A 24,728-nucleotide genomic window follows, 5' to 3' on the forward strand; every position below is an offset into this window, starting at 1 on the left:
CATCGCGATCATGGCGGCCGCGCCTGGTTTATTGGCGATAGCAGGCAAAATGCTGGCCCCCAAGGCGTTTCCATGCAGACAAAATCGCCGCACTTTCAGTCGGTTGGAGCAGGGATTAAATGCGAAGTGTCATGATTACGCTAGCGGGTTTCGCACTGACCGGCGTCAGCCTGTGCGCTCAAGCCAGAGATGTTCGGCCCGATGATCGCTTCATGTGCAGTTGGGGCGCCGGCACCGCCGCCAGGGCTCAGGAGCTGAAATTGTCCGGGGTGTCCCGTTACGCCGCGGCGCAAAAGATCCAGACCCTCTCGTTCAGCAAAAGCTGGATGCGCAGCATGGCGCTGGGCATCACCGAACAGACCTTCGACAGCGCTTCGCGGGCCAAGCCGGTGGTGGTGCACGACACCTTCTACGATGGCTGCATCCACTACCGAGTGGCGCGCAAGGAGACGCTCAAGCCTGCGCCACATCAATCCACTGCGCATTCACCAGCTCAGCCATACGTTGCGGGGGCACACGCACCGCGGCATTGATCGCGCCACCGGCGGGCAACACCTCGTCGTAGGCCTGCAGCGACACATCGCAATACACCGCCACCGATGCCGGCAGGCCGAACGGGCAGACGCCACCCACGGGGTGACTGGTGTGCTCTTCCACGTCACTGGTGTCGAGCATCTTCGCCTTGACCCCGAAGTACGCCTTGAACTTCTTGTTGTCCAGGCGCGCATCGCCGCGGGTCACGATCAGGATGATCCGGTCGTTGACCCGCAGCGACAGCGACTTGGCGATCTGCCCGGGTTCGACGTTATGGGCGGCAGCGGCCAGGGCAACGGTGGCGGTGCTCTCGGGCAGTTCGATGACCGAAAGCTCCGGGGCATTTGCCGCGAGGAAGGATTTGACGGTTTCCAGGCTCATTGCATCTCCATGTAGGGGTAGCCAAAACGCGGATACCATAACATGGCCATTTGCCTATTGGCGCAGTGGGCACCTGAAACGGGCTGCACCGAGCGGCGTCACGCGTATGAAGCGACCTCGTCGAGATGGTTCAGCAGGTCCAACGGGTCGTCGTATACCCGCAACGCACCGGCGCGTTCCAGTTCGCTGACATCGTAGCCACCGGACAACAGACCGATCCCGGTTGCCTTGGCGCGCCGGGCCGCGAGCATGTCCCAGATCGCATCACCTATCACCAGACACTCTTCGATGGCCACGCCCATCTTGTCGGCGCCGGCCATGAACAGGGCAGGATCAGGCTTGCCTTGCTTGACGTCATCGCGGGTGACAAGGGTGATGTCCTTGGCGTTCAGGCCGAGGGCCTTGAGGTTGATTTGCGCGGTGGCCATCTCGCCGCTGGTGGCGATGCACCATTGGAGATTCTCCTGGGTGAGGGTGCGCAACAGGTCGGTGGCACCCGGCAAGGCGATGATCTGGCTCTGCAGCCGCTCGTAGGCTTCGCTGTGACGCTCGCTCAGCCGCTGGGCCTGAGCGTCGGTCAAGTCGAGACCGGTTTCCCGGGACAGGTTTTTCAGCATCAGGCCGCCGCTCATGCCGATCTTGCGGTGAATGCGCCACATGGCCAGCGGGATGTTTTCGGCATCGAGGGCTTCTTTCCAGGCGGCAACGTTCTGGTAGACGCTGTCGGTCAAGGTGCCGTCGAGATCGAAGATGAACGAGGTTTTTTCGCGCATGGGGGCTTATCCGTTATCTAGCGAGGGTGTTCATCTAGAGAAAGCGCCAGGCGAGTAGGTTCCAACGCGATGGCATGCCATGCACTTCCATACAAATCTTTGACACGGCTTTCACCGAGGCTCCATCCGGTTGTTTCTATCTTCCGGCCGCCCTGGACGACGCCTCGCACGCCTGCAGAGCATGCTCGGCATTGACCGTGGGCGTTGTCTATTTCCCCGGGCGGCACGCAGGGTATTGCGCATAATAAATGTAAGAAAACGTTTAATATTCAACAATTTAGTTGAACTGGAATTGGTTCTGGATAGGCTGTCCGGCGGCACCTTCGTGCCCACTGCCACTTGATAAAAAACGTTAGGGATAGCCATGTCTGTAGACCGTTGCATAAAACTCGATCCTGTCCATTTGCAAGGTGGGGTCCCACGATGCCAGGCATGAAACAACGCTGGGTACTGCCTTTGCTGCTGCTCGCGTGCGTCGTGTTCTATCTGACCCCACTGGCGTTCCATGGGCTGTGGATACCCGACGAAACACGCTATGCACAGATCAGCCAGGAAATGCTCTTGAGCGGGCACTGGGCGACGCCGCACTTCATGGGCCTGCGCTATTTCGAAAAGCCTGCTGCCGGATACTGGATGATCGCCGTGGGCCAAGCCATCTTCGGCCAGAATCTGTTCGGTGTGCGGATCGCCTCCGCGTTGAGCCTGGGTATCAGCGTGTGGCTCGCCTATGCGGTGGCGGGTCGCCTGTGGAACGACTGGCGCACCAGCTTCGCGTGCGCGGTGGTGTACATGAGCCTGGCGCTGATCGCGGCCGGTTCGGGTTATGCCAATCTCGATCCGCAGTTCACGCTGTGGATGAACCTGGCAGGCGTGGCCTTGTGGTTGGCCTTCGATCACCGCAGCAAGGGTGGGCGGCTGGGTGCCTGGGCATTGCTTGGCGTTGCCTGCGGCATGGGCTTCATGACCAAGGGGTTCCTCGCCCTGTTGCTGCCGGTGCTGGTGGCCGTGCCCTATATGATCTGGCAACGGCGCTTTGTCGAGCTGCTGCGATTTGGTTGCGTCGCGGTGGTGGTCGCGGGGCTGATTTCGTTGCCGTGGGCCTTGACCATCCATGCGCAGGAAGCGGATTTCTGGCGGTACTTCTTCTGGGATGAGCACATCCGTCGCTTCGCCGGCGAAGATGCCCAGCATGCCGAAGGCTGGTGGTATTACCTGCCCTTAGTGCTGGTCAGCAGTCTGCCCTGGATCGCTTTGCTGCCAGGTACGTTCAGCCAGGGCCTCAGGGCACGGGCCAATCCAGCCATGGTGTTCCTGTGGTTGTGGTTCTTGCTGCCGCTGGTGTTCTTCAGCGTTGCCAAGGGCAAGCTGCCGTCCTACATCATGCCGTGCATGCTGCCGCTGGGGTTATTGCTGGGTCATCGTTTGATCATGGCAGTGCGCGAGGGCAGGCCGAAGGCTCTGCGCATCAACGCCGCGCTCAATGTTTCGTTGGGCATGGTCGGACTGGCGGTCCTCGGGTGGCTGCAGATCACGCGCCCGATCTATGTAGACGAGCCTGGTCAATTGGCGCTGCTGGTGCTCGCGCTGGGCGCTTGGGTGGCCCTCAACGCGCTGGCGATCTGGCGACCTGTACGCCTCTGGGCCGCACCGGCCGTGGCGATGTGCACCATGCTCGCGTTGGCGCCAGCGGCGCTGCCTGGACGCGTGGTAGTGAACAAGACGCCTGATGTGTTCATCGCCGAGCACACTGCCGAACTCAAAGGTGTTCACAGTCTGCTGAGCAACGAATTGGGCACTGCGTCAGCGTTGGCGTGGCACATGCGCGATCCTGATATCACGCTCTACAACACCGCCGGCGAGACCAAGTACGGCTTGAGTTATCCCGACGCCGCGGGGCGCTCCGTCACCATGGACCAGGTGCTGGATTGGCTAAGCGACGCGCGCAGGCAAGGCAGCGTGGGGGTAGCGATGCGCATCAAGGGAGCCGACGAGCAGCGGGAACTGGACTTGCTGCCCACCGATGGCAAACGCTACCAAAAGGGCTCGGTGGTCATTCTGATCTATGATCAGAAGCCTTGATCGCTGGCGCTGCAGGCACATCCATCCCGCGGCGCCGCAATAGGGCCACCAGCCTCTGCAGACATGAAAAAGCCCGGATTCAGGGGCCGGGCGTATGGATTGCCGCATGAATCAATAACGCTGATAGCGCGAACCGAACTCGTGACGGACTTCGGCGACATAGACAGGCGCCTGATCATCATGCTGGCGGGCTATGACGCGTTCGCTGCCGTCGGCGGCCACAGGTTGTTTGAGATCGCGAACGAACTGCGTGCCGTCCTGAACCACTGCGACTTGCGCGTGGCTGGCAACTTGCTGAGGCGTGGCGAAAGCGCTGGTGGCGGCGACTGCGCTAAGGGCGAGGCTGAGGGCGAGGATCGATTTCATGGTTGAGCTCCAGAACAGTGGTTAAGTGCATGGGGCTCACTCTACGGGCCTCGACCGGCCAGGAAAAACCACTCGGGGACATAGGGGATATTGATGCGGGTGATCCCGGCACCCGTCATGCGCAAAAATTCGCTGTTCGATCTGGTCATCGATCACCCAGTAAATGCAGCACCTTCGCGCTGATCACCCGGCAGCGCTGCCGAAAGCACACATTGCGATGCAATAATGCGCCGGATTGTTGCTGGGGCTTCTACCCCAGACGTGAAGCAGGTTATCTGAACGATGAATCGTCCGCTGTTCGTTTCTCTGGATGGGCCAAAAGGCACTGGCAAAACCACACTGCTGGAGGCCGTCACCAAAGCATTGCGGGCGGATGGCAAGAAAGTGGTCCGCCTCTGCGAGAGGAAAAGCGATCCCTTCCGGGGTGAAACCATGGCGCTGGTCAACCGGCTGGTGCGCGACCCCGACCCCGACCTGGAGTGGCTGGTGTGTGAGCGTTTTGCCCAAAGCCGTCATTGGATCTCCCAGCACGTGCTGCCCGCACAGCCACCCGGCAGCATTATCTTGATCGATCGCTGGTACCCGTCCGATGCCGCATTTCGCCGGACAATCCCATTTGCCCGGATTCTCCAGTTGAACATTGAACACAACGTGCGAGTGCCAGACCTGCATGTCGGAGTGGTCACCGCAGCGCAAATTTCCTGGGCAAGGGCGGCGGCACGCAACCGGGGGCTGGGGAGTACCGTGCTGCATAGTCTGCAAGAGCAAGCGGCTTGTACCGAGGCGTTCGAACAAGCGGTCGCCGAACAGGGCTGGGTCCTGTGCCGCAACGAAGGTTCGGTCGATGAGGCGGCGAAACAGGTGGTTGCCGAGATTCATCAGGTGCTTCGACTGCCCGAGGCTGACATTCGCAGCCTCTGACTTGCACCTTGATGCAGTGCGGCTATTGCCGTTCGAGGGATGGCACGCGGGAAGCGTCCTGATTGCTCAGCGATAACCCCCGGCCCGCTGGCTCACGCCGGCGGCGGAGATTGCTCGGGCGGTCTCGATCAAGGCCGGCACCAGTTGCTCGCGGGCATCCTCGAAGCGCCAGCGGCTGGCAGGCACGGAGATATTCACGGCGCCCAAGGCAACGCCCGCGGCATCGACGATCGGTGCGGCGAGGCTGATATCTCCCGGAAAGTATTCGCCGTCGATGATCGCGTAGCCCTGTTCCCGCGCCTTGGCCACTTCCTCCAGTAACGGCGCCAGCTCGGTCAGGGTGCTGCTGGTATGGGCCGGTCGCGGCATCCGTTCCAGCCTCTCCTGTGCGGCCAAGGGGTCGATGTGCGACAGCCAGGCACGCCCTGACGCCGTGCAATACATCGGCAGGCTCAGCCCCAGAGGCATGGGGATCATCACCTGGTTGTGGCTGGGAAAGCGCGCCACGAAAATCATGTCGTTGGCGTCGGGCTCCGAGAGGTTGCAGCTCTCATGGCATTCGCGATTGAGCTGGTGCAGGTAGGGCGTCGCACGGTCGATCAGGCTGTCGGTCTGCAAAAAGCCGAAGCCGAGCGAGAGCGCGCGCGGGGTCAATTGGTAGCGCTTGCTTTGCGGGTCCTTGCGCAAGTAGCCGAGGGTTTCGAGGGTATAGGCAAAGCGCTGGGCGGCGCTTTTGGTCATGTTGGTGGCTGCAGCCAGCTCCGGCAGGTTCATGCTCGGGCGGCCGGCGCGGAAGGCGTTGATCACTTCCAGGCCGCGCGCCAGGGTGCTGGCGAACAACGGGGATTTCTCGGGTGAAGTCATGAGTCCTCTGAGCAGATAGGGGCGCGCGAGCCGCAGAGGCTAGCACGCGCCGACAGATAGCGGGCCGCACGGGATGCTGCGTGGGGCGCAGTTTAACGCGGCTCAGCCGCCCAGGTGCACCCACACCGATTTGGTCTGCGAGTATTGGGTCAGGGCTTCCAGGCAGCGGTCACGGCCGTTACCCGACTGCTTGAAACCGCCCCAGGGTTGGGTCATGTCGCCATGGTCGAAGCAGTTGACCCAGACGATGCCTGCCTCGATATCGCGGGCAAAGGTCAGCGCGCGGTCGATGTCGCGGGTCCAGACCGAAGCGGCCAGGCCGTAGATCGAATCGTTGGCGATGGCCAATGCCTGCTCCAGGTCCTTGACCCGTATGGCGGCGGCCACCGGGCCGAACACCTCTTCGCGGGCCAGGGTCATGCCAGGCGTGACATCGGCGTACAGAGCCGGGTTGACGTAGGCGCCATGGGCCAGCGCCGTCGGGATGTCGCCGCCGAACATCAATCGCGCCCCTTCACTGCGAGCCTGCTCGACATAGCCGAGCACGCGCTGTTGCTGCTCGAACGACACCAGCGAGCCCATGCGCGTGGCCGGGTCGAGTGGATTGCCGGGCACGTACAGGCTGGGCGCCAGTTCGCTGAAGCGCTCGACGAAGCGGTCGTAGATCGACTCCTGCACCAGAATCCGCGAGCCGGCGTTGCACACTTCGCCCTGATTGGCATAGATGCCGTTGATGGCGTAGGTCACGGCTCGGTCGAAGTCGCTGACGTCTTCGAGGATGATCTGCGGGCTCTTGCCCCCGCATTCGGTGGTCACGCGCTTCATGTTCGACTGCCCGGCATACACCAGCATCAACTTGCCGATCTCCACCGAGCCGGTGAAGCCGATCTTGTCGACGTCCATGTGCAGCGCCAGTGCGGCGCCGGCTTCGGCGCCAAAGCCCTGCACCACGTTGAAGATGCCCGGCGGTCCGCCTGCCTGCAAAAACAGTTCGGCCAGCAGCACCGCGCTGCTCGGAGATTGCTCGGCGGGCTTGAGCACCACGGCGTTACCCATGGCCAGGGCTGGAGCGAGCTTCCAGGCGGCCATCAGCAAGGGGTAGTTCCACGGCACGATGAGCCCCACCACGCCCAGCGGCTGGCGAAGAATGTAGTGCAGTGCCTCGGGGGTGGTGCTGGTGACCGCGCCTTCGAGCTTGTCGATGGTTTCGGCGAAGAAGCGAAACGACAACACCGAGCCGGGCACGTCGACGTTGAGCATGTCACTGATCGGCTTGCCCACGTCGAGGGTATCGAGCAGGGCCAACTGCTCGGTATGGGCTTCGATCAGGTCGGCGAACCGGTACAGCACGGCCATGCGCTCACGGGGCGCCAGGCGCGACCAGCCGCCACTGCGATAGGCGCGCCGGGCCGCCTTGACCGCCAGGTCGACGTCTTCCACGGCACTGCGCGGGGCATGGGTGTGGCCGTGCCCGGTGGCCGGGTTGAGGACCTCGAACGTCGCGCCCGACAAGGCTGGCCGGCGTTGCCCGTCGATCAGGTTGTCGACGTGGTATTCAAGACGCTCGGCGCGTTGCTGCCAATCGGCGGCGCTCAGTTGCGCCAGGTTTGGGTCCAGATGAGACATGCCAGGTTGCTCCGTCAAAGGGATTCAAGGGCGGCGAACGCGCACGCGGCGCCGGGCTGGATAGACAGGGCGATCTCGTCGCCGGGGTAGAGCGCTTGCCCCGTCGCCGACTCGCGGGACACGTCGAGGGTCAGGCTGTCGATGCCGGGCAAGCTGATGTGCAGGCGCAGGGCACGACCATGAAACAGCCGTTGCAGGACACGCCCGGTGCCCAGCGCCGATGCATCGGCGCCAGGTGCTTGCAGGCGCAGGTCCTCAGGGCGCAACGACACCGTCACGGCACTGCCGCACGCCAGCGGTCCACGGGTGCGGGCTACCAATTGCAAGGCACCGATACCGACGGTGGCCTGGTAGCCACTGCTGTGCAGCACCTGGCCGTGCAGCAGGTTGCTGGCACCGATGAAACCGGCGACGAAGGCCGACTCGGGCGAGTCGTACAACGCATCAGGGCTGGCGATCTGTTCGATGCGGCCCTTGTGCATCACCGCGATACGATCGGAAATCGACAACGCCTCGATCTGGTCGTGGGTGACCATCACGAACGTGGTGCCCAGGCTGGATTGCAGGCGCTTGAGCTCCACCTGCATGTGCTGGCGCAGATGCGCATCCAGCGCCGACAAGGGCTCGTCGAGCAATAGCACGCGGGGTTGGCATACCAGCGCCCGAGCCATGGCGATGCGTTGCTTCTGACCGCCGGAAAGCTCGTGGATGCGGGCCCGGGCCTTGTCGGCCAGGCCCACCAGTTCGAGCATGTCGGCAATGCGCTTGCGTGCCTGGGCCGCCGGCACCTTGGTCAGGCTCAGGCCGAAACCGACGTTGTCGCTGACGTTGAGGTGGGGAAACAGCGCGTAATCCTGAAACACCGTGTTCACCGGCCGGCCGTAGGGCGGCGCCTCGGTCAGGTCCTGGCCATCGATCAGCACCCGGCCGGCCGTGGGTTGCTCGAAGCCCGCGATCATTCGCAGGGTGGTGGTCTTGCCGCACCCCGAGGGGCCAAGCAGGCTGATGAACTCGCCGGGGGCGATATCCATGTCGATGGCATCGACGCTCAGCACCTTTTCGCTGTAGCGCTTGCTGACACCCTTGAGACTGACCACGGATGGATAGCTCATGACCCGGTTCTCCTGTGCACTGCCTCGTCGATGCGGTGTTGTGGATTCAGGCGCGACTCAACCACCGGCCTTGACCCGCTCGAACAGCTTGGCGAGTTCGTCATTGCTCGGGATCGGCCTGGTCAGCACAGTGTCCTTGAGCATGGTTTCGGGGTCGTTGGGCAATTGCAGCTCTTCAAGCTTGGCGGCGGGCACGCGGGCAAACGCCGCCTGACTGGCACTGCCGTAGCCGTATTCGTTGATCAGTTTTTCACCCGATTCCGGCGCCAGGCGGGCATTGATGAAGTCATAGGCGAGATCGACATGCTTGGCGTCCTTGAGCATGACCATGCCGCACACCCAGGTCAGCATGCCTTCCTTGGGCTTCATGAACGCCACCGGCACGTTCTGCTTTTTAAGCGCCGTGGCCGACGCGTTCCAGGCCATGGCCGCGACCAGTTCGCCGCTGGCCAGCGACTGTTCCATCGAGGTCATGTCGGTGGTGTAGGTGGTCACCAGCGGACGTTGCTGGCGCAGCACCGCGCCGACCTTGTCCAGTTGCTCCGGGGTCAGCTTGCTGAACGGGTCGACACCGGCGAGCAGGGCGGCCACAAGCGGTGTGTCGTGCACCGCGTCGATGGTGGCGATGCGGCCGGCGTATTGCTTGTCGAACAGCATCTTCCAGCTGGCTTCGGGGTTTTTCACCAGGTCGGTACGGTACAGGATCGAGGTATTGCCCCAGTCCCACGGCACCATCCACACCTTGCCGTCGGCGTCGACGATGCCCGGCAGCTTTTGCAGGACCGGGAAGATCTGGTCGAAGTTCTTCAGCCGCGACTTGTCCAGCGGCTGGATCAGGCCGGCCTGCTTCCAGCGCTCCAGCTTGTCGTAGCACGGGTGAGCGAGATCGGGGTGAAAGCCCGCACGCGCCTTGGACAGGGCATCGTCATCGTCTCCGAACACGGTGATGTCGACCTTTTTGGGATGTGCCGCCTCGAACGCGGGATGAAACTCCGGCAGTTCATACCCCGACCAGGTGAAATAACTCAGGTTGCCGCTGTCGTCGGCCAGCGCCCCCTGCAACACGGCGGCGTTCAAGGCGAACGCCGCCAGCCCCACGACCCACGAGCGTGTAGCGATTGTGCGGATTTTCATGTGACCTCCAGAGGATTCGGCAAAGGGTCTGACCGGTTGAACGCGTTGGGTGAATCAGCGAGCTTTGGCAGGCGGCGCAATGCCGCGACGACGCAGTGCTTCGGCTGCGGCGGCAAGTACCACCGAGACCAGCAGAATCAGGCTGCCCAGGGCCATGACCGAGGGCAGTTGTTTGGGAAAACGCAACTGGCTCCAGATGTAGATCGGCAGTGTCGGTTCGGTACCCACCAGAAAGAACGCCACGATGAACTCGTCGAACGAGGTGATGAACGCCAGCATGAAACTCGACACCAGCCCGGGCAGCGCCAGGGGCAGGGCGATGCGGCGCAGGGTGGTCCACTCATCGGCACCCAGGTCCATGGCGGCTTCTTCGAGGCTGCGCGGGAAGGCGGCAAAGCGACTGCGCATCACCACCACGGCGGTGGGCAGGCAAAAACACACATGGCCGATGATGATCGCGCCCAGGGAAGGACCCGGGCCGATCAGATTCACACCCACCAGCAGGGCGATGCCCAGCACCACCCCCGGCAGCAAGATCGGCAGGCGCGCGAGCAGTGAGATGGCGTTGCTGAGCGGGCCGCTGCGGCGCAAGTCGGCGTAGGCGATCAGGCTGCCGACCAGGGTGCTGATGGCCGCCGCGGCGCACGCCACGATCAGGCTGTTCAACGCCGCTTCGCCCAGGCGCGGGTTGTCGAACAAGCTGGCGTACCACTGCAGGGTAAAACCCTTCAACGGGAAAACCGGAGCGATCGAGTCATTGAACGAAAACACTGGAATCAACAGCGTCGGCAAATACAGGAACGCCAGGTACAGCAGCACGTAAAGGCCGAGCCAGCGGCCACGACGCGCGGGGCGGGGTAGTGTCAGGTTCATCTTGGCTCCACCCAGCGCTGCACCAGCGCCCTTGTCAGCAACACCACCAGGGCAATTGCCACCATGCTGACCACCGCCAGCGCAGCGCCGGCGGTCCAGTCGTTGGCCTTGCCGAACTGCGCCTGAATCAGCGTGCCGATCATCGAGCTGGCGGGGCCACCCACCAGCGCCGGGGTGACGTAGTCGCCGACGGTCGGCACGAACACCACCAATGCCGCCGACAGCACGCCGGGCATCGATAACGGCAACACCACTCGCACGAAGCTCTGCCGCGGCCGCGCGCCGAGGTCGGCGGCGGCTTCCAGCAGGTTGCGCGCCAGACCGTTGAGGCAGATGTAGATCGGCAGCACCGCGAAGGCGGCATAGGCGTGGGCAAGTACCACCACCACCGCCGTGGGTGTGTTGAGCAAGCCGGTCAACGGCGCGTCGGTCAGCCCCGTTGCCATGAGGCTGGAGTTGAGCACGCCGTTGTAGGCCAGCACGATTTTCCAGGCGAACACGCGCAGCAGATAGCTGGTCCAGAACGGCAGGCTGATCAAAAACAGCAACAGGTTGCGCCGCTTGCCGGCATGAAAGGCCAGGTACCAGGCCACCGGGTAGGCGAGTACCACAGTGACCACGGTAACGATCGCCGACAACAGGATGGAGCGCAGCAGCACCGTGCGGGTGAGTGGGTCGCTTAGCGCACGCAGCAGATTGTCTGCCGTGAAGGCGCTGCCGATGACCTGCCCGTCATTGACCCGCAGGCTCAGGTACACCAGCAGGCCCATGGTGAACAGAATCAGGGTGCTGGTGATCAGCCCGCCCGGCAGGTTGAGGAACAGGTCGAAGCCACGGCTGGCGCGCCGCACCGGTATGGCGGCGTTGATCTTTGCGGAGCTGGTATGAGAGCTGGCCGGGATCATGAGCCGCCTCCCGCACGCAGTCGGCGCTCGAGCAGATCGCGCATGCGCATCACATTGGCCGTCAGGCGGGCAGCGGTGCGGTGCAGGGGCGCGATGGGATATGGCTTGTAAGGCAGCACGGGGTACGCGCTCTGTTCGGCGGGCAAGCCATTGACCAAGGCCGCGACGAAGCCGCCCATGCGTGTGGCCATCGCCACCCCACGGCCGTAATAGCCCAGCGCGACAGTGACGCCCGGCGCCGGCTGGCTGAGGAACGGGATGGTCGAGGCGGGTACCGCCACCCGGCCGCACCAGCAGTGGCTGAGCGGCACGCGGTCGAGTTGCGGATAGATGCTGAGCATCTCCTCGCGCACCCGTCGCGCATCGCTCGCGCCCAGCTCGTCGCGAAAGGCCCCGCGGGTGCCCAGCAGCAAGCGTCCGTCGTTGCTGCGGCGATAGTAGCGCAGCACTCGAAAGGTGTCCGACACCGCGATGTCGCCCGGCAGAACCTGCTGGGCGAGGTCGTCTGGCAAGGGTTCGGTGGCGGCCTGCAGGCTCCACAGGGTGACATAGGTTTGCGGCAGGCCGGGAAGCAGCGCCGGAGAATAGGCGTTGGTGGCGATGACCACTTGCTCGGCGCGGATGTTGCCGCGCGAGGTGCTCAGCAACCATCCACCGGCATCCGCCCGCAGCGTCAAAGCTTGCGTCTGTTCGGCGATGATCACGCCGCAGGCCCTGGCGGCGGCGGCAAGGCCCAAGGCGTATCGGTAGGGTTGCAATTGCCCGGCGCGGGTGTCGAGCAGGGCGCCGTGATAGATCGAGGTGCCGAGCATGGCCTGGATTTGCCGACGGTCGAGCATGCGCACGTCGCTGCCCACCTGTTGCCATTGGTGCGCGCGCTGGCTCAGCAGGCGCAGGGTGCCCTCGGTGTGCGCGGCCTGCACCCAGCCACTTTGGCGCGCTTCACACTCGATGCCCAGGCGCTCGATCAGGTTGAAGGTGTAGTCGGCGGCGCCGCCGACGGCTTCGATCAAGGTGGCACCAGCGTCGACCCCGAATCGCTCGACCAGCTGATCAGGATCCAGCTTCAGCCCCGGAATCACCTGGCCGCCATTACGCCCCGAGGCGCCGTCGCCTACCCGCAGGCTGTCGATGACCACGATACCTTCACCCCCCACCCCGCAGGCCAGCTCCAGAGCGGTGTTGAGGCCGGTGTAGCCCGCACCGATGATCACGCACCGTGCCTTGCCGGGCAGCGCGGGCGTTGGTGCGGCCGGGCTATCCAGCCCTTGGCGCCAAAAGCATTCGAAGCGAGGAGGACTGACGATCACGAATCACCCGTATCGATAAACGATATAACCATATCTATATTTATAGGTTGATGAATGAGGTGACGCAAACAGCCCTGTCGTGGGCAGGATGGTGGTGTCGTAATTGGTATGGCGGGAATGGCTGCAGCGCAGGCGCTGGTACCCTCGGTATATGAAACCTTTCAGGCAAAGCGTGCCGCACCGCCGACGATTTGTTAGCCTCGACCTCTTTTTGGAGATCCCCCATGACAGTCGACGCCCAGTCCAAATTGGCCGCTCGTTACGGTAACCCGCACGCCGCGGCGCTCAAGTCCTGGAACGAGACCATCGACCAGTTGCTCGACCACCGCAGTGTGCGGGCGTTCACCGATCAGCCTCTACCTGAGGGCACCGTAGAGACCTTGATCGCTGCAGCGCAGTCAGCGTCCACCTCGTCAAACCTGCAGGTGTGGAGCGTCGTGGCGGTCCAGGATACCGAGCGAAAGAGCCGCCTGTCGGCGCTCGCGGGCAATCAGGCGTACATTCACCAGGCGCCGCTGTTTTTCGTCTGGCTGGCCGACCTGTCCAGGGTGACGCGGATCGCCGAGCAGCAAGAGGTGGCGCTGGAGGCTCTGCCTTATCTCGAAAGCCTGTTGCTCGGCACGATCGACGCCGCGCTGGCTGCGCAAAACGCTGTGGTGGCGCTGGAGTCCCTTGGCCTGGGTAGCGTGTATATCGGCGCCATCCGTAATGACATCGACGGGGTCGCCAAAGAGTTGCAGTTGCCTGCTCAGGTGTACCCGGTGTTCGGCCTCTGCGTCGGATACCCGTCGACCGAGCGACCCGCCAAGGTGAAACCGAGACTGCCGCAGCGCGCTGTCCTTCACCACGAAACCTATTCGGCCACTACCGAGCCCGAAGCCATCGCGGAATATGACCAGCATTTGGGCGCGTTCTATCAGCGTGAGGGGCTCAAGGCTTCCGGATGGTCGGAACAGGTGATCAGCCGGCTTCGCAGTGTTTCGAGTCTGCATGGGCGTGAGGCGCTGGTCGAGGAGCTCAAGCAGATGGGGTTCGGGTTGCGCTAAAGCTGACGCGCATAGCCTGAGAGCTGCTCCCATAGGCGCTGGCGTCGGCCATTGTCATCATTCGATGTCTGCGCTCTGGCCCCCTGAGATGAACGAGCCCGAGAACTGGTATCGGTCGCCTACGTAAATGATTTCCGTGTAATTGATCGTGCTCTGATTGATGAATGTCTGGCGTATCAATTTGAGGCAGGCTGCATGTCGGCGCGTTTCCAGCAAGCGCGCCGTGCCGGCATCCGCAGACAACGCCTGGATGACGTGCCGAGCCTCGGACCACGGCATTTGAGCGATCATCCATTGTCCTGGAGGCAGCGTTTCGAAATGCTCGTCCAATGCCTGCGGGACGATGTCCAGCATGATGATCCGGTGTTCCAGGGCATAAGGCTGATTGTCGACCCGATGCAGGCAGCGAATTCGCTTGATCCGGGCACCGCTCGATTCCCCCGCTATTCGCGCTTCTTCTTCGCTCAACTCGCTGACTGTATTGGTCAGAATCTTGTAGCTGTGCACCTGGCTCGCCAGCAGATCCTGCGTCCCGATGTCCTGAATTTCCATCACCGTTCGGTTGAGCGGGGTGGCTACGAAGGTTCCCGCACGACGGCGCCTGATGATCATTCCGCGCTCTGCCAGCGCCGCCAACGCCTTGCTGACGGTCATGCGCGAGCACTGGTATCGCTCGCTCAGTTCCGTCTCGAAGGGGATCCGATGGCCAGGGGGCCAGGTGCCGTCCAGGATGGATGCCTGGATGTCGTTGAAGATGCGCTGATGTAGGGTCGTCAAGAAGAACTCCAATGCGGTGACAGCCTGCGGGAGAGTCTCGCACGCAGTAAAATTATTGAATAGGTATAGACATATTAATTCGATGTGGATAGATTCTGGGGCGTCGGACATGGCCTCGTTCCACCCAATCGAGTGGCATTCGAGCCACCTCAAGCGGTTTCTCCACAGGCCGTGTCGTCCCGCAAATGCTCCACCGCATCGCTGCCACAGAAGCCGCGAACGCTCTGCATCTTACTGAACCTGCCGTCATTTTCCCGCAAGGATAGATCCATGTCTGGATTGGTAGGTCGTATCGCTTCTCAGGTTTCTTCGGTGGTTTTCGGCATTACGCTGTTGAGCACCGCGCTTCTCGCCGCCACTGCCGCACAGGCGGACACCCTGTCGAAAATCAAAGCCGAGGGTTCAATGGTGGTCGCCACGCAAATGGCCTATCCGCCGTTCGATTTCATGGAAAACGGCACCTATGCCGGTGTCGACAAGGACCTGCTCGATGAAGTCGGCAAGGAACTGGGCGTCAAGATGGTTTACCAGGACCTGCCCTGGACTAGCGTCCTGAGCGGGCTCGATGCGAAAAAGTTCGACTTCGTCGGCGCGCCGATCAATGCCACCAAAGTACGAATGCACAAGTATGCATTCACCAGCCCGATCGCAGGTTCAGGCAACGCCTTCATCAAGAGGAAAGGCAACGCCGACATCACCCAGCCTGCCGATCTGAGCGGCAAGAAAGTCGGCGTGGTGCAGGCCAGTTACGTTCAGCAGCAAGTGGAGGCGTATTCGGCCACGCTGCCCAAGCCTGTTCAGGTGCGTCAGTACGCGGACCTGAATCAGATCTTCGCCGACGTCGCCAACGGTCGCCTGGATGCCGGCGCGACGTCGTTGCCGAATGTCTCCTATGCGGCATTGCAACGGCCTGACGCACTCGAAGTGGTGCTGCCGATCTTTGGTGCTTCGACCTATTACGGCTTCATTGGTCGCAAGGAGCCTGAAGACGCCAGTTTCATCACGGCGATCTCGGATGCGCTGCAGAAAATCAAGGCCGACGGCCGTATGGATGCGATTCAGAAGAAATGGTTTGGCCGCACCGAAGCGCTGCCTGCCGTCATGCCTGAACCATTGATTTAACGACGCGCGGCGGAGGGCTTGCCCATGCAATCGGACGTGCTCGTCAATGCGTTGCCGTTCCTGTTCAAAGGCTTTGGCCTGACCCTATTGGTGTCGGTCATGGGCACCGTGCTGGGGACCGTGCTCGGCCTGGCGATCTGCGCGATGCGCTGGACACGCATCGCCGTACTTTCAAGGCTGGCAGCCCTCTACATCAGCTATTTCCGCGGTGTGCCTTTGTTGGTGCAATTGCTCGTGTTCTATAACTTCTTGCCGTATGCGGGCATCGATCTGACGCCTATCGTCGCAGCCATCTGCGCCCTGGGCATGGTAGGCGGCGCCTACATGGCGGAGCTGTTGCGCGGCGCGCTGGCGGCCATTCCCCAAGGGCAGGTGGAGGCCGGGGTCGCCTTGGGGTTTTCGCCGCTCAGTATCGGCAGACGAGTCTTGCTGCCGCAGATGTTGCGGCTGGCCACGCCGGCGATGACTAACGAACTGATCCTGCTGGTCAAGGCGTCGTCATTGGTCTCAGTGGTGGGGCTGGCCGAAGTGACAAGGGTTAGCCAGACCTTCGCCGCCAGCACCTTGCGGCCGATGGAATTCTATCTGGCGGCTGGCACGTTTTATCTGATCACCAATTTATTCCTGGCGTACTGCGGCTCATGCCTGGAACGCAAGATGACGCGCAGGTGAAAAAATGGATATGAAAACCATGCTGTCCTACCTGCCCGCGATTGCTCAAGGGCTGTGGATCACCTTGCTTTGCTGGGTTATCGCGTCGATTGGCGGCGTGTTCCTGGGGTTGCTCCTCGCCCTGGTGCGGCGCAGCGCGGCGCCGCCACTTGGTTACCTGATCAAGTTCTATATCGAAGCCATGCGCTGCACACCCTTGATCGTACTGCTGTTCATTGTCTATGACGGCGGGCCGTCGGTGGGCTTGCTGCTCGATCCGTTGCCCGCAGGCATTCTGGTGCTGGTGCTGCACGGTAGCGCCTACTTTGCGGAAATCTTTCGCGGTGGCTTTGAGGCGGTCCCGGCGGGGCAGATCGAGGCGGCCAACAGCCTGGGCATGGGCCCTTTGGCCATAGTGGGCAGAGTGCTCCTGCCCGGCGCACTGACTGCCGCCATGCCGTCGCTTGTCAACATGGTCATCAACGTCTGCAAGGAAACCGCACTGCTGTCGATCATTACCGTGGGCGACCTCACGTTCGCGGTACAGAACATGGCCGTCGAAACCTTCGCAGCGTTTCAGTCGATCCTTGCGCTGGCCCTGGGTTACTGGCTGCTGATCGAGATCTTTTCACGCCTGGGACAACGTGCTGAACGTCATATCAACGGGCATTTGATCCTCCGCACAGAGAAGGGCGGGTTATGAGCGACTCTTTGGTAACGATCACGAACGTGCGCAAGCGCTTCGGCGATCTTGAAGTATTGAAGGACATCAACCTGCAGGTCGGGCGATCCGAGGTCGTCTGCCTCATCGGCCCTAGCGGCTCGGGGAAAAGCACATTGCTGCGCTGCGTCAACTTTCTGGAAAGCTATGACAGCGGCGAAATCCTGGTTGGCGGCAAGCTGATCGGTTATGAGGACAAAGGCGGCAAGCGTCGGCTGATGAACGCTGGCTCCTTGCGAGAAATGCGCAAAGGCATCGGCATGGTGTTCCAGCAATTCAATCTCTGGCCGCACATGACCGCACTGGAAAACGTCGCTGAACCGCTGCTGCGTGTGCAGCGCATGAACTCTACCGATGCGCTGGCCAAGGCGCGGGGCATGCTGACCCGTGTCGGTCTCGAGCGCAAAGCGGACAACTATCCCTCGGCGCTGTCAGGCGGCCAGCAGCAGCGTGTCGCTATCGCTCGCGCGCTGTCCATGGACCCAGCCTTGATGCTGTTCGACGAGCCGACTTCAGCGCTGGATCCTGAATTGGTGGGCGAAGTCCTGCAGGTCATGCGCGATCTGGCCGGGGAGGGCATGACCATGGTGGTCGTCACCCACGAAATGGGCTTTGCCGCCAAGGCGGCGGACAAGGTCGCGTTTCTGGACGGCGGCCGCATCCTGCAGTTCGGGCATCCGCAACAGGTGTTGAAAGAAAGCACCGAAACGCGTGTTCAACAGTTTCTGAAAACCTATCACGCCAGGAACGACTTCTAGGCGCACTACCTGACTGCAGCAACTGGAGAAGGTACATCCGATGATCGGATTCAAGGTCTGTGAGCGGTCCCGTCGCGTCGATGAAACCTGGGTCGATGCCTTTCGGATTTTGCCGGTAGCAACGCTGAGCGACTCGATGTCACGCATGAGCGCTGGCGGCACATCGCTGCGGCCGTTTTATACCGGCGCGAGAATGGTAGGCACGGCCGTCACGGTCAAGACCCGCCCGGGTGACAACCTGATGGTGCACAAAGCCATGGACATGGCGCAGCCCGGCGACATCGTGGTGGTCGATGCCGGTGGTGAGCTGACCAACGCGATCATTGGCGAGCTGATGGTGGCCCACGCGGCGCAGCGTCAACTGGGTGGGTTGGTGATTTTCGGGGCGATTCGCGACAGTGCTGAGTTAAGCAAAGGCAACATGCCGGTTTTTGCCATGGGCGTCACCCACCGCGGGCCGTACAAAGATGGCCCTGGTGAGGTCAACGTGCCGATCGCCATCAACGGTATGGTAATCAGTCCCGGGGATTTGGTGTGTGGCGACGCCGATGGTGTGCTGGCGATTCCGTTTGCCAACGTGGTCGCCGTCCACGCCGCCGCAACCCGAAAATGCAAGGACGAAGCTCAATTAATGGCAAGCATCGTCAGCGGCACATCCGACCGCAGCTGGATCGACGACACGCTTCACCGTCAAGGCTGCACCTTCGAGCAGTGGCCCTCTTGAATCGAGAACGACCTTGAGCAACCTGCCTATCGCCCGCACGGAAATCATTCCATTCGCGACGCAAACGCTCACCGATGAGCAATTTCTGCGGGGCACAGCCTCAGGCGCGAGCATCATCGCCGGTGTCCTGCGCTTGCCGCTGACGACCGCCGGGGCGGTACCTGCGGTGATCCTGCTGCACGGCTCGGGAGGCTACAGTGCCTATATCGATGCCTGGGTCCTGCGCCTGAATGCCTGGGGAATCGCCACCTTCGTGGTCGACAGCCTCAGTGGCCGCGGCCTGCGCAAGGTCGCTGATGATCAGGCCGCCTTAGGCCGGCTGGCGGGAACGCTGGATGCCTACAGGGCGCTGGAGAGCTTGGCGGCGCATCCGCTGATCGACCCCGAACAGGTGACGTTGATGGGCTTTTCACGAGGTGGGCAGGGGGCTTTATATGCGGCAATGCGGCGTTTTCAGAAGGACTACTTGCGCCCTGGATTGCAGTTCTCAAGGTTTATCGCGTTGTACCCCAACTGCTCGACGCGATACCAGAACGATGAGCAACTGGTCGATCGACCGGTGCACATTTTTCATGGCGCACTGGATGATTTCAATAGCGTCGCGCCCTGTCAGCATTACGCAGCACGGTTAGCCGCCGCCGGAGCCAATGTGGAGCTGACGGTGTATCCCGGCGCTCATCATGTTTTCGATTGGGACGGATTTGCCGAGCCCCATTGGGCGCCCGACAATCAATCGACACGCCAATGCCGTATTGCAGAGTCGCCTGAAGGTGTATTGATCAACCAGGATACCGGGCTGGCGTTCAGTTATGACGATGCCTGTGTCGTGAGAGGGACAACCGCCGCCTATGAGGCCAAAGCGTCAGGAGCCGTCATCGATGCAATCAGGCGGCTACTGAACGGCTGACGGCGGCGGTACCCTGAGCGCAGCCCTGGCTCGCCCAGGCACTGCCAGCAACTGGCGAGCCTCAACCTCGCTTCAGCGCATTTTCATGGTGCATCGCCAGATGACCTGTCTTGGCGCTGCGGACTTCGTATTGAGGTTCTTCTTTCGACGCCGGGCGGTGTTTGCCCATGAAATCGACATCCTTCGTATGAACCTTGGTCACCTTGCCGTGTATTTCGCCCGCTTCGGAATTCCAACGCACGGCATCGCCGACCTTGTATGCATTCGCCATTATCTGAGCCCCCGAGAATACGCCTGTAGGAAAGTGCGTGATCGGTCCGATGATACTGCATTCAAGCGCTAGGCTATTGCTTCTGGATGGAGTAGCGAAGGCGGGCGGTGATGGTGGACAGGTTTCAGGAGATGAAAGTACTGCTGGCCGTTGCCGATGCGGCCAGTTTCGCGGCTGGGGCGAAGCGGGTGGGCATGTCGGCACCCAGCGTGACGCGAGTCATCGCCGGGCTTGAGGAGCGTCTGGGCACGCTGCTGCTCGCCCGTAGCACGCGCAGGTTGCGCCTGACCGAGGCGGGTCGGCGTTATGCCGATGACTGCCGGCGTATTTTGCTGGATCTGGAAGAGGCTGAAGAACTGGCGACGGGCACCAGCGTTCGTGCACGGGGAAGCCTGATCGTCACCGCACCGGTGATGTTCGGCGAGCTGTTCCTGATTCCGGTGGTAACCCAATACCTGGATGTGCATGCTGAGGTCACCCTCCATGCGCTGTTGATGGATCGGGTGGCGAACATGGCTGAAGAGGCGCTGGACGTCGCCATACGCATCGGTCATTTACCGGACCAGGGCCTGCAGGCCATCCACGTCGGGCAAATTCGCCCGGTGGTCTGCGCTTCTCCGGCCTTCCTCGACCGCTTCGGCCGGCCTGCTGTGCCCACGGATGTATTGGCAGGGCCCATTGTCATGTCTTCGGCCAGTGAGCTGCTGACTGACTGGCAGTTCGAAGTAGAGGACAAACTCGTTACGCTGCACCCCACGCCACGTCTGGTGGTCAGCTCCAATCAGGCCGCGATCAATGCTGCGCGCTTGGGCTGGGGCTTCACGCGAGTATTGTCCTATCAGGTCGCCGAGCTTGTAGCCAATGGCGAGTTGGAGCTCGTACTCGACGAATTCGCCACCGCTACATTGCCGGTGCATGTGCTTTATCAAGGGGGCAAGCGGGTGTCGGCAAAGGTACGCACCTTTGTCGACTTCTGTGCGAGCCGGTTTCTGCAAAACCCGGCGCTGCATGTCGGCACGGAGCGCTAGCCAATGAACCGCTATCGTCAAATGCAGATTTTCGAGGCGGTGATGCAGGCCCGTAGCCTCGCTGGAGCGGCCCGGCAGTTGCAGCGATCTCCAGCGACTATCATGCGCGCGATCGCAGCCTTGGAGTCACGCCTCAACAGTAGGCTGTTGATCCGCGGCGCCAGGGGCGTCAATCTCAGCCCGGTTGGCGAACAATTCGCGGTGCATTGTCGGCACATCCTGGAACAGACCGAAATTGCCGAACGCTGCGCCGCGGGTACACCGGCTCGCCCCGCAGGACACCTGACGGTGTCGCTGCCAGCGCTTATGGACCAGCACGTGCTCACACCGTTGTTGTTGGCCTACCTGAACGAATTTGCGCAGGTGCAATTATCGATCAGGGCTTGCCACGGCGTGCCAAGACTGCTCGAGGAAGGCATCGATGTAGCGATGGTCATCGGTCATTTGCCGAACTCCTCCGATTTCGCCGTGCAGGTAGGCATGGCGAGCCCCGTGTTCTGTGGCTCCCCTGGCTATCTGACGCAGAGGGGGCGTCCGCAGACGCCCAATGACCTCATCGCGCACCGTATGGTGGCGACCACTACCTCGGTTGCGGACGACGAATGGCGCTTGCGCCGCGAAGGGCGGAGGTGCCCGTTCAAGCCTCAACCGGTGCTGACTTGCACCACTCAGCGCGCTGCCATACACGCGGCCACCCTTGGCTTGGGATTGATCCGCTGTCTGCGCTACGAGGTGCACCAGGAATTGCAGCAAGGGCTGCTCGAAACGGTATTGGACGGCTTCGTTAACCAGCCGCTGCCTGTGCAGTTGATTTACCGCGATGGTCGTCGGGCCGAAGCCAAGGTTCGCAGTTTCATCGCCTTCGCCACCCCGAGACTGCGCAGTCATCCGGCGTTTCTGTCCTGAGGGCAGGGCGGGCGTGTCCAGCGGCTGCCATTCTTTTGTCGAACGAAATTGTGGATTGCAAAACCTGGTGATTCCGCTTGGCGCCCAGCGCGTGCAGCATCACCACCCGTCGCACAGAAATCCTCTCGGAGTGCTGCGCGCAACCCCTTGACCAGCGCAGGAGCCACCCCATGTCTGAGCCAGAGATCAAGCTCTATCGACACTCGCTTTCCGGCCACTCCCATCGCGTCGAGCTAATGCTCGCACTGTTGAAGTTGCCCACGGAGCTGGTTTTCGTCGATCTGGCCAAAGGTGCACACAAGCAGCCCGGATTTCTTGCCATCAACCCCTTCGCACAGGTGCCGGCCCTTGATGATGGCGGCACCATCCTTACCGATTCCAACGCCATCCTGGTCTATCTGGCAAAGAAGTATGGTGATGGCAGCTGGCTCCCTGATGACCCCTTGACCGCTGCGCGCATTCAGCGCTGGCTCTCGGTGGCGGCCGGGCAGATAGCCAACGGACCGGCTGCAGCGCGCCTGATCACGGTGTTCGGCGCGGCATACAACGCTGAAGATCTCATAGCAAAATCTCACGCATTGCTCGAATTGATGGACGGCGAACTGGCTGAAACGGCTTATCTGGTCGGCGAGACGCCGACCATCGCGGATGTTTCCTGCTACACCTATATCGCTCATGCCCCGGAGGGCAACGTATCGTTAGAGACGTATCCGAACGTGCGTGGCTGGCTGAAGAGGATAGAAGCGCTGCCCGGCTTCGTGCCTATGCAACCCACGGCCGCGGGCCTGCAAAGCAACTGAACCAGCAGCTCGCTGCCTGGTTCGCCAGAGCTCTATCGAGGATCGCGCCATGCAAGTTTTGCCCAAGCACCGCCGCTCTCCCTGGCACGCCGGAGAGAAAATGCTCCAGGAGCTGCACAGCGTATCGGAGCGGATGGAAGTGATAGGGCAAAAGGTCATTCGTGACTATATGCCCGACCAGCACCGGGAGTTCTACTCGCAATTGCCCTTTATGGTCGTCGGCGCGGTCGACCGGGACAACAGGCCTTGGGCCACGCTGCTTGAAGGCCCGGAAGGATTCGTCAGCTCACCCGACCCTCAACGGTTGCTGCTCAAGGCACAACCCGAAGGCCAGGACCCCGCGCTCGCAGGGCTGCAACCGGGCCATGCCGTCGGCTTGCTGGGGATCGAACTGCACACCCGCCGGCGTAATCGGATCAATGGGGTGATTGCACAGGTTTGTGCGAGGGGGCTTGAGGTCAGGGTCGAGCACTCCTATGGCAATTGCCCCAAGTACATACAGGCAAGAACCTGCCAACGCTTCCCGGAGCTGCTGAAGGGCCACTCACAGCGCGAGGATTCCCCCGCACTGACCGAGCGCGCCGCAGCGTTGATTCGTGCGGCTGATACTTTTTTTGTCGCCAGTTACTTCGATCATGATCCGCAGCATCGCTCGGTGGACGTGTCGCATCGAGGAGGGCGGGCGGGGTTCGTCAAAGTGGAAGGGAACCGCCTTACCATTCCCGACTACGCCGGCAATCTGTTCTTCAATACCTTGGGTAACCTCAAGATCAATGGCCTCGCCGGGTTGCTGTTCGTCGACTTCAACAACGGTGACGTCCTGCAACTCTTCGGGCGTACGGAAATTATCCTGGACAGCCCCGTGATCAAGGCGTTCGAAGGTGCCGAACGGCTCTGGACGCTTGACGTCGAGCACGTGGTGCTGCGCACGGGTGCGGTATCGCTGCGTTGGCAGTTCAACGACTACGCGCCGACCAGCCTCGCCACCGGCACCTGGGCAGAGGCAGATCAATTGCTGCGTCAGAGACAGCAGCGTCAGCAATGGCAGTCTTGGCTGGTCACGCGCATAGAGCAGGAGAGCAAGGACATTCGGTCGTACTATCTGCAGCCGGCAGACGGTGCGGCTCTAGCGTTCGTCCCAGGGCAGCACATCCCGGTGCGGATTGCGGGCGCCGATGAGCCTGCGCTGATCCGGACCTTCAGTGTGTCAAGCGCCCCATCGGATGGGCACCTACGCATCAGCGTCAAGGCGCAGGGGCCAGGGTCTCGACGCCTGCATGAGCAGGTGCGCGCAGGTGACTTCCTGGACGTTCGCCCGCCATTGGGCAGCTTTGTGCTTGTAGAGGAATCCGAACGCCCGGTGGTGTTGATTGGCGCAGGAGTCGGCGTCACCCCGCTGGTCTCCATGTTTCGCGAGCTGATCGCCCAGAACCGAGAGCACCGGCGTCAACGGCCGATCCATCTGTTTCAAAGTGCAAGGACGCTCGCAGACCTGCCGTTTCAGGCAGAGCTCGATGATTTGCAACAGCGTTACCCAGGCTGCGTACATATTTACCGTGCGCTGAGCGGCCCCGAAGACCACGCGGTCGTCGGCCGCGACTTTCATATATCGGGGCGACTCGATTTCGCCCAGGTCAAGGCGCGGCTACCGCTGGATGACTACGATTTCTATCTGTGCGGGCCTGCCGGCTTTCTGCAGGCCATGTACGACGGTCTGCATGAGCTGCGCATCAGCGATGAGCGTATCCACGCCGAGGCCTTTGGGCCCTCCGCACTGCAGCGAGCGACGCTAGAACGCAGCACTGACCGGGTTCAACTGCCCGCCGCCAGCGTGCCAGTGCCGGTCTATTTTTCAGCGTCGGTCAAGGATGCACGCTGGACGCCTGGAAGTGGAACCCTGCTGGAGCTGGCAGAAAACAACGGCCTGAGCCCCGAGTTCAGCTGTCGTGGGGGATCATGCGGAACCTGCGCGACGCGCCTGGTCAGCGGGAACGTCCACTATCCCAAACCGCCGGCGCAAATGCCCGACCCTGACAAGGTCCTTATCTGCTGCGCGGTACCGGCGCAAACTGCAGAAGGTATTCAGCCGTTGGTGCTCGAGCTTTAGTTGTGCTTTATATTCCGGGTGAAATAACTCTC

Annotated in this window: 25 protein-coding genes and 1 pseudogene; 14 read left to right on the forward strand and 12 right to left on the reverse strand. The window is 61.9% G+C overall.

Annotated features, from left to right (window positions below):
• Positions 1 to 119: 119 nt before the first annotated feature.
• Positions 120 to 446 (forward strand): annotated as a pseudogene (locus AC3WJP_RS01440) (hypothetical protein); the annotation flags it as partial.
• Between the two features lie 7 nt (positions 447 to 453).
• Here AC3WJP_RS01440 and AC3WJP_RS01445 read toward each other — a convergent pair.
• Positions 454 to 915, reverse strand: coding sequence for a YbaK/EbsC family protein (locus tag AC3WJP_RS01445; protein WP_493719448.1), 462 nt, complete (start codon positions 913 to 915; stop codon positions 454 to 456).
• Between the two features lie 98 nt (positions 916 to 1,013).
• Positions 1,014 to 1,688, reverse strand: coding sequence for an HAD family hydrolase (locus AC3WJP_RS01450; protein ID WP_493719449.1), 675 nt, complete (start codon positions 1,686 to 1,688; stop codon positions 1,014 to 1,016).
• 432 nt (positions 1,689 to 2,120) lie between these two features.
• Between AC3WJP_RS01450 and arnT the strand changes: the two genes are divergently transcribed.
• Positions 2,121 to 3,767: a lipid IV(A) 4-amino-4-deoxy-L-arabinosyltransferase gene (arnT, locus tag AC3WJP_RS01455; protein ID WP_493719450.1), complete on the forward strand. Its 1,647-nt coding sequence runs from the start codon at positions 2,121 to 2,123 to the stop codon at positions 3,765 to 3,767.
• A gap of 111 nt (positions 3,768 to 3,878) precedes the next feature.
• On the opposite strand, the gene AC3WJP_RS01460 is transcribed toward arnT, so the two are convergent.
• Positions 3,879 to 4,133, reverse strand: a complete 255-nt coding sequence (locus AC3WJP_RS01460) for a hypothetical protein (protein WP_493719451.1) — start codon at positions 4,131 to 4,133, stop codon at positions 3,879 to 3,881.
• 282 nt (positions 4,134 to 4,415) lie between these two features.
• Between AC3WJP_RS01460 and AC3WJP_RS01465 the strand changes: the two genes are divergently transcribed.
• Positions 4,416 to 5,054, forward strand: a complete 639-nt coding sequence (locus AC3WJP_RS01465) for a dTMP kinase (protein WP_493719452.1) — start codon at positions 4,416 to 4,418, stop codon at positions 5,052 to 5,054.
• A gap of 66 nt (positions 5,055 to 5,120) precedes the next feature.
• Here the strand turns inward: AC3WJP_RS01465 and AC3WJP_RS01470 are convergent, their stop codons facing one another.
• From AC3WJP_RS01470 to AC3WJP_RS01500, 7 genes are all read right to left on the reverse strand, one after another.
• Entirely contained in the window at positions 5,121 to 5,918 is a 798-nt protein-coding gene (locus tag AC3WJP_RS01470) for an IclR family transcriptional regulator (protein ID WP_493719453.1), read from the reverse strand.
• A 102-nt stretch (positions 5,919 to 6,020) separates the two neighbouring features.
• A complete protein-coding gene (locus AC3WJP_RS01475) occupies positions 6,021 to 7,544 on the reverse strand; it encodes an aldehyde dehydrogenase (protein WP_493719454.1) in 1,524 nt (507 codons plus the stop codon).
• 14 nt (positions 7,545 to 7,558) lie between these two features.
• Complete coding sequence (locus AC3WJP_RS01480; RefSeq protein WP_493719455.1) at positions 7,559 to 8,656, reverse strand: ABC transporter ATP-binding protein; 1,098 nt, start codon at positions 8,654 to 8,656, stop codon at positions 7,559 to 7,561.
• A 57-nt stretch (positions 8,657 to 8,713) separates the two neighbouring features.
• A complete protein-coding gene (locus tag AC3WJP_RS01485; protein WP_493719456.1) occupies positions 8,714 to 9,790 on the reverse strand; it encodes an ABC transporter substrate-binding protein in 1,077 nt (358 codons plus the stop codon).
• Positions 9,791 to 9,844: 54 nt separating this feature from the next.
• Positions 9,845 to 10,663 (reverse strand): ABC transporter permease, encoded by an 819-nt coding sequence (locus tag AC3WJP_RS01490; RefSeq protein WP_493719457.1) that lies wholly within the window; start codon positions 10,661 to 10,663, stop codon positions 9,845 to 9,847.
• A complete protein-coding gene (locus AC3WJP_RS01495) occupies positions 10,660 to 11,568 on the reverse strand; it encodes an ABC transporter permease (RefSeq protein WP_493719458.1) in 909 nt (302 codons plus the stop codon). Before AC3WJP_RS01495 ends, AC3WJP_RS01490 begins: the two co-directional genes overlap by 4 nt.
• Positions 11,565 to 12,782, reverse strand: a complete 1,218-nt coding sequence (locus AC3WJP_RS01500; RefSeq protein ID WP_493719459.1) for an NAD(P)/FAD-dependent oxidoreductase — start codon at positions 12,780 to 12,782, stop codon at positions 11,565 to 11,567. Before AC3WJP_RS01500 ends, AC3WJP_RS01495 begins: the two co-directional genes overlap by 4 nt.
• Positions 12,783 to 13,102: 320 nt before the next feature.
• Between AC3WJP_RS01500 and nfsA the strand changes: the two genes are divergently transcribed.
• Positions 13,103 to 13,924 carry an oxygen-insensitive NADPH nitroreductase gene (gene nfsA / locus AC3WJP_RS01505; RefSeq protein ID WP_493719460.1) on the forward strand — a complete coding sequence of 274 codons (822 nt, stop codon included), beginning with the start codon at positions 13,103 to 13,105 and terminating at the stop codon, positions 13,922 to 13,924.
• Positions 13,925 to 13,981: 57 nt separating this feature from the next.
• On the opposite strand, the gene hutC is transcribed toward nfsA, so the two are convergent.
• Complete coding sequence (hutC, locus tag AC3WJP_RS01510; RefSeq protein ID WP_493719461.1) at positions 13,982 to 14,812, reverse strand: histidine utilization transcriptional repressor HutC; 831 nt, start codon at positions 14,810 to 14,812, stop codon at positions 13,982 to 13,984.
• Positions 14,813 to 14,971: 159 nt separating this feature from the next.
• On the opposite strand from hutC, the gene AC3WJP_RS01515 reads away from it, so the two are divergent.
• From AC3WJP_RS01515 to AC3WJP_RS01540, 6 genes are read left to right on the forward strand one after another with little or no spacing between them, the layout of a single operon-like run.
• Positions 14,972 to 15,823 (forward strand): transporter substrate-binding domain-containing protein, encoded by an 852-nt coding sequence (locus AC3WJP_RS01515; RefSeq protein ID WP_493719462.1) that lies wholly within the window; start codon positions 14,972 to 14,974, stop codon positions 15,821 to 15,823.
• Between the two features lie 24 nt (positions 15,824 to 15,847).
• The gene (locus AC3WJP_RS01520) at positions 15,848 to 16,495 is read left to right on the forward strand and encodes an amino acid ABC transporter permease (protein WP_493719463.1); all 648 of its coding nucleotides are present in this window, start codon (positions 15,848 to 15,850) and stop codon (positions 16,493 to 16,495) included.
• A 4-nt stretch (positions 16,496 to 16,499) separates the two neighbouring features.
• Positions 16,500 to 17,177, forward strand: a complete 678-nt coding sequence (locus AC3WJP_RS01525; protein WP_493719464.1) for an amino acid ABC transporter permease — start codon at positions 16,500 to 16,502, stop codon at positions 17,175 to 17,177.
• On the forward strand, positions 17,174 to 17,953 hold the full coding sequence (locus tag AC3WJP_RS01530; RefSeq protein WP_493719465.1) for an amino acid ABC transporter ATP-binding protein: 780 nt from the start codon (positions 17,174 to 17,176) through the stop codon (positions 17,951 to 17,953). The genes AC3WJP_RS01525 and AC3WJP_RS01530 overlap by 4 nt, the downstream gene beginning before the upstream one ends.
• A gap of 40 nt (positions 17,954 to 17,993) precedes the next feature.
• Entirely contained in the window at positions 17,994 to 18,677 is a 684-nt protein-coding gene (locus AC3WJP_RS01535) for an RraA family protein (RefSeq protein WP_493719466.1), read from the forward strand.
• Positions 18,678 to 18,690: 13 nt separating this feature from the next.
• Positions 18,691 to 19,584: a dienelactone hydrolase family protein gene (locus AC3WJP_RS01540; protein ID WP_493719467.1), complete on the forward strand. Its 894-nt coding sequence runs from the start codon at positions 18,691 to 18,693 to the stop codon at positions 19,582 to 19,584.
• A gap of 61 nt (positions 19,585 to 19,645) precedes the next feature.
• On the opposite strand, the gene AC3WJP_RS01545 is transcribed toward AC3WJP_RS01540, so the two are convergent.
• Complete coding sequence (locus AC3WJP_RS01545; RefSeq protein WP_493719468.1) at positions 19,646 to 19,855, reverse strand: hypervirulence associated TUDOR domain-containing protein; 210 nt, start codon at positions 19,853 to 19,855, stop codon at positions 19,646 to 19,648.
• A 131-nt stretch (positions 19,856 to 19,986) separates the two neighbouring features.
• On the opposite strand from AC3WJP_RS01545, the gene AC3WJP_RS01550 reads away from it, so the two are divergent.
• The 4 genes from AC3WJP_RS01550 (at position 19,987) to AC3WJP_RS01565 (ending at position 24,696) form a co-directional block, all read left to right on the forward strand.
• Positions 19,987 to 20,883, forward strand: coding sequence for a LysR family transcriptional regulator (locus AC3WJP_RS01550; RefSeq protein ID WP_493719469.1), 897 nt, complete (start codon positions 19,987 to 19,989; stop codon positions 20,881 to 20,883).
• Positions 20,884 to 20,886: 3 nt separating this feature from the next.
• Entirely contained in the window at positions 20,887 to 21,789 is a 903-nt protein-coding gene (locus AC3WJP_RS01555) for a LysR family transcriptional regulator (protein ID WP_493719470.1), read from the forward strand.
• A gap of 170 nt (positions 21,790 to 21,959) precedes the next feature.
• Positions 21,960 to 22,589: a glutathione S-transferase family protein gene (locus tag AC3WJP_RS01560; RefSeq protein ID WP_493719471.1), complete on the forward strand. Its 630-nt coding sequence runs from the start codon at positions 21,960 to 21,962 to the stop codon at positions 22,587 to 22,589.
• 49 nt (positions 22,590 to 22,638) lie between these two features.
• Positions 22,639 to 24,696, forward strand: coding sequence for a pyridoxamine 5'-phosphate oxidase family protein (locus AC3WJP_RS01565; RefSeq protein WP_493719472.1), 2,058 nt, complete (start codon positions 22,639 to 22,641; stop codon positions 24,694 to 24,696).
• Positions 24,697 to 24,728: the final 32 nt, after the last annotated feature.

This window comes from Pseudomonas sp. GW821-FHT01A09, from assembly GCF_058986725.1.

Excerpts from the sequence above, each read along its gene's own strand:
- AC3WJP_RS01445 (WP_493719448.1), bottom strand. The coding sequence starts at position 915 with ATGAGCCTGGAAACCGTCAAATCCTTCCTCGCGGCAAATGCCCCGGAG.
- AC3WJP_RS01450 (WP_493719449.1), bottom strand. The coding sequence starts at position 1,688 with ATGCGCGAAAAAACCTCGTTCATCTTCGATCTCGACGGCACCTTGACC.
- arnT (WP_493719450.1), top strand. The coding sequence starts at position 2,121 with ATGAAACAACGCTGGGTACTGCCTTTGCTGCTGCTCGCGTGCGTCGTG.
- AC3WJP_RS01460 (WP_493719451.1), bottom strand. The coding sequence starts at position 4,133 with ATGAAATCGATCCTCGCCCTCAGCCTCGCCCTTAGCGCAGTCGCCGCC.
- AC3WJP_RS01465 (WP_493719452.1), top strand. The coding sequence starts at position 4,416 with ATGAATCGTCCGCTGTTCGTTTCTCTGGATGGGCCAAAAGGCACTGGC.
- AC3WJP_RS01470 (WP_493719453.1), bottom strand. The coding sequence starts at position 5,918 with ATGACTTCACCCGAGAAATCCCCGTTGTTCGCCAGCACCCTGGCGCGC.
- AC3WJP_RS01475 (WP_493719454.1), bottom strand. The coding sequence starts at position 7,544 with ATGTCTCATCTGGACCCAAACCTGGCGCAACTGAGCGCCGCCGATTGG.
- AC3WJP_RS01480 (WP_493719455.1), bottom strand. The coding sequence starts at position 8,656 with ATGAGCTATCCATCCGTGGTCAGTCTCAAGGGTGTCAGCAAGCGCTAC.
- AC3WJP_RS01485 (WP_493719456.1), bottom strand. The coding sequence starts at position 9,790 with ATGAAAATCCGCACAATCGCTACACGCTCGTGGGTCGTGGGGCTGGCG.
- AC3WJP_RS01490 (WP_493719457.1), bottom strand. The coding sequence starts at position 10,663 with ATGAACCTGACACTACCCCGCCCCGCGCGTCGTGGCCGCTGGCTCGGC.
- AC3WJP_RS01495 (WP_493719458.1), bottom strand. The coding sequence starts at position 11,568 with ATGATCCCGGCCAGCTCTCATACCAGCTCCGCAAAGATCAACGCCGCC.
- nfsA (WP_493719460.1), top strand. The coding sequence starts at position 13,103 with ATGACAGTCGACGCCCAGTCCAAATTGGCCGCTCGTTACGGTAACCCG.
- hutC (WP_493719461.1), bottom strand. The coding sequence starts at position 14,812 with ATGTCCGACGCCCCAGAATCTATCCACATCGAATTAATATGTCTATAC.
- AC3WJP_RS01515 (WP_493719462.1), top strand. The coding sequence starts at position 14,972 with ATGTCTGGATTGGTAGGTCGTATCGCTTCTCAGGTTTCTTCGGTGGTT.
- AC3WJP_RS01520 (WP_493719463.1), top strand. The coding sequence starts at position 15,848 with ATGCAATCGGACGTGCTCGTCAATGCGTTGCCGTTCCTGTTCAAAGGC.
- AC3WJP_RS01525 (WP_493719464.1), top strand. The coding sequence starts at position 16,500 with ATGGATATGAAAACCATGCTGTCCTACCTGCCCGCGATTGCTCAAGGG.
- AC3WJP_RS01530 (WP_493719465.1), top strand. The coding sequence starts at position 17,174 with ATGAGCGACTCTTTGGTAACGATCACGAACGTGCGCAAGCGCTTCGGC.
- AC3WJP_RS01535 (WP_493719466.1), top strand. The coding sequence starts at position 17,994 with ATGATCGGATTCAAGGTCTGTGAGCGGTCCCGTCGCGTCGATGAAACC.
- AC3WJP_RS01545 (WP_493719468.1), bottom strand. The coding sequence starts at position 19,855 with ATGGCGAATGCATACAAGGTCGGCGATGCCGTGCGTTGGAATTCCGAA.
- AC3WJP_RS01550 (WP_493719469.1), top strand. The coding sequence starts at position 19,987 with ATGAAAGTACTGCTGGCCGTTGCCGATGCGGCCAGTTTCGCGGCTGGG.
- AC3WJP_RS01555 (WP_493719470.1), top strand. The coding sequence starts at position 20,887 with ATGAACCGCTATCGTCAAATGCAGATTTTCGAGGCGGTGATGCAGGCC.
- AC3WJP_RS01560 (WP_493719471.1), top strand. The coding sequence starts at position 21,960 with ATGTCTGAGCCAGAGATCAAGCTCTATCGACACTCGCTTTCCGGCCAC.
- AC3WJP_RS01565 (WP_493719472.1), top strand. The coding sequence starts at position 22,639 with ATGCAAGTTTTGCCCAAGCACCGCCGCTCTCCCTGGCACGCCGGAGAG.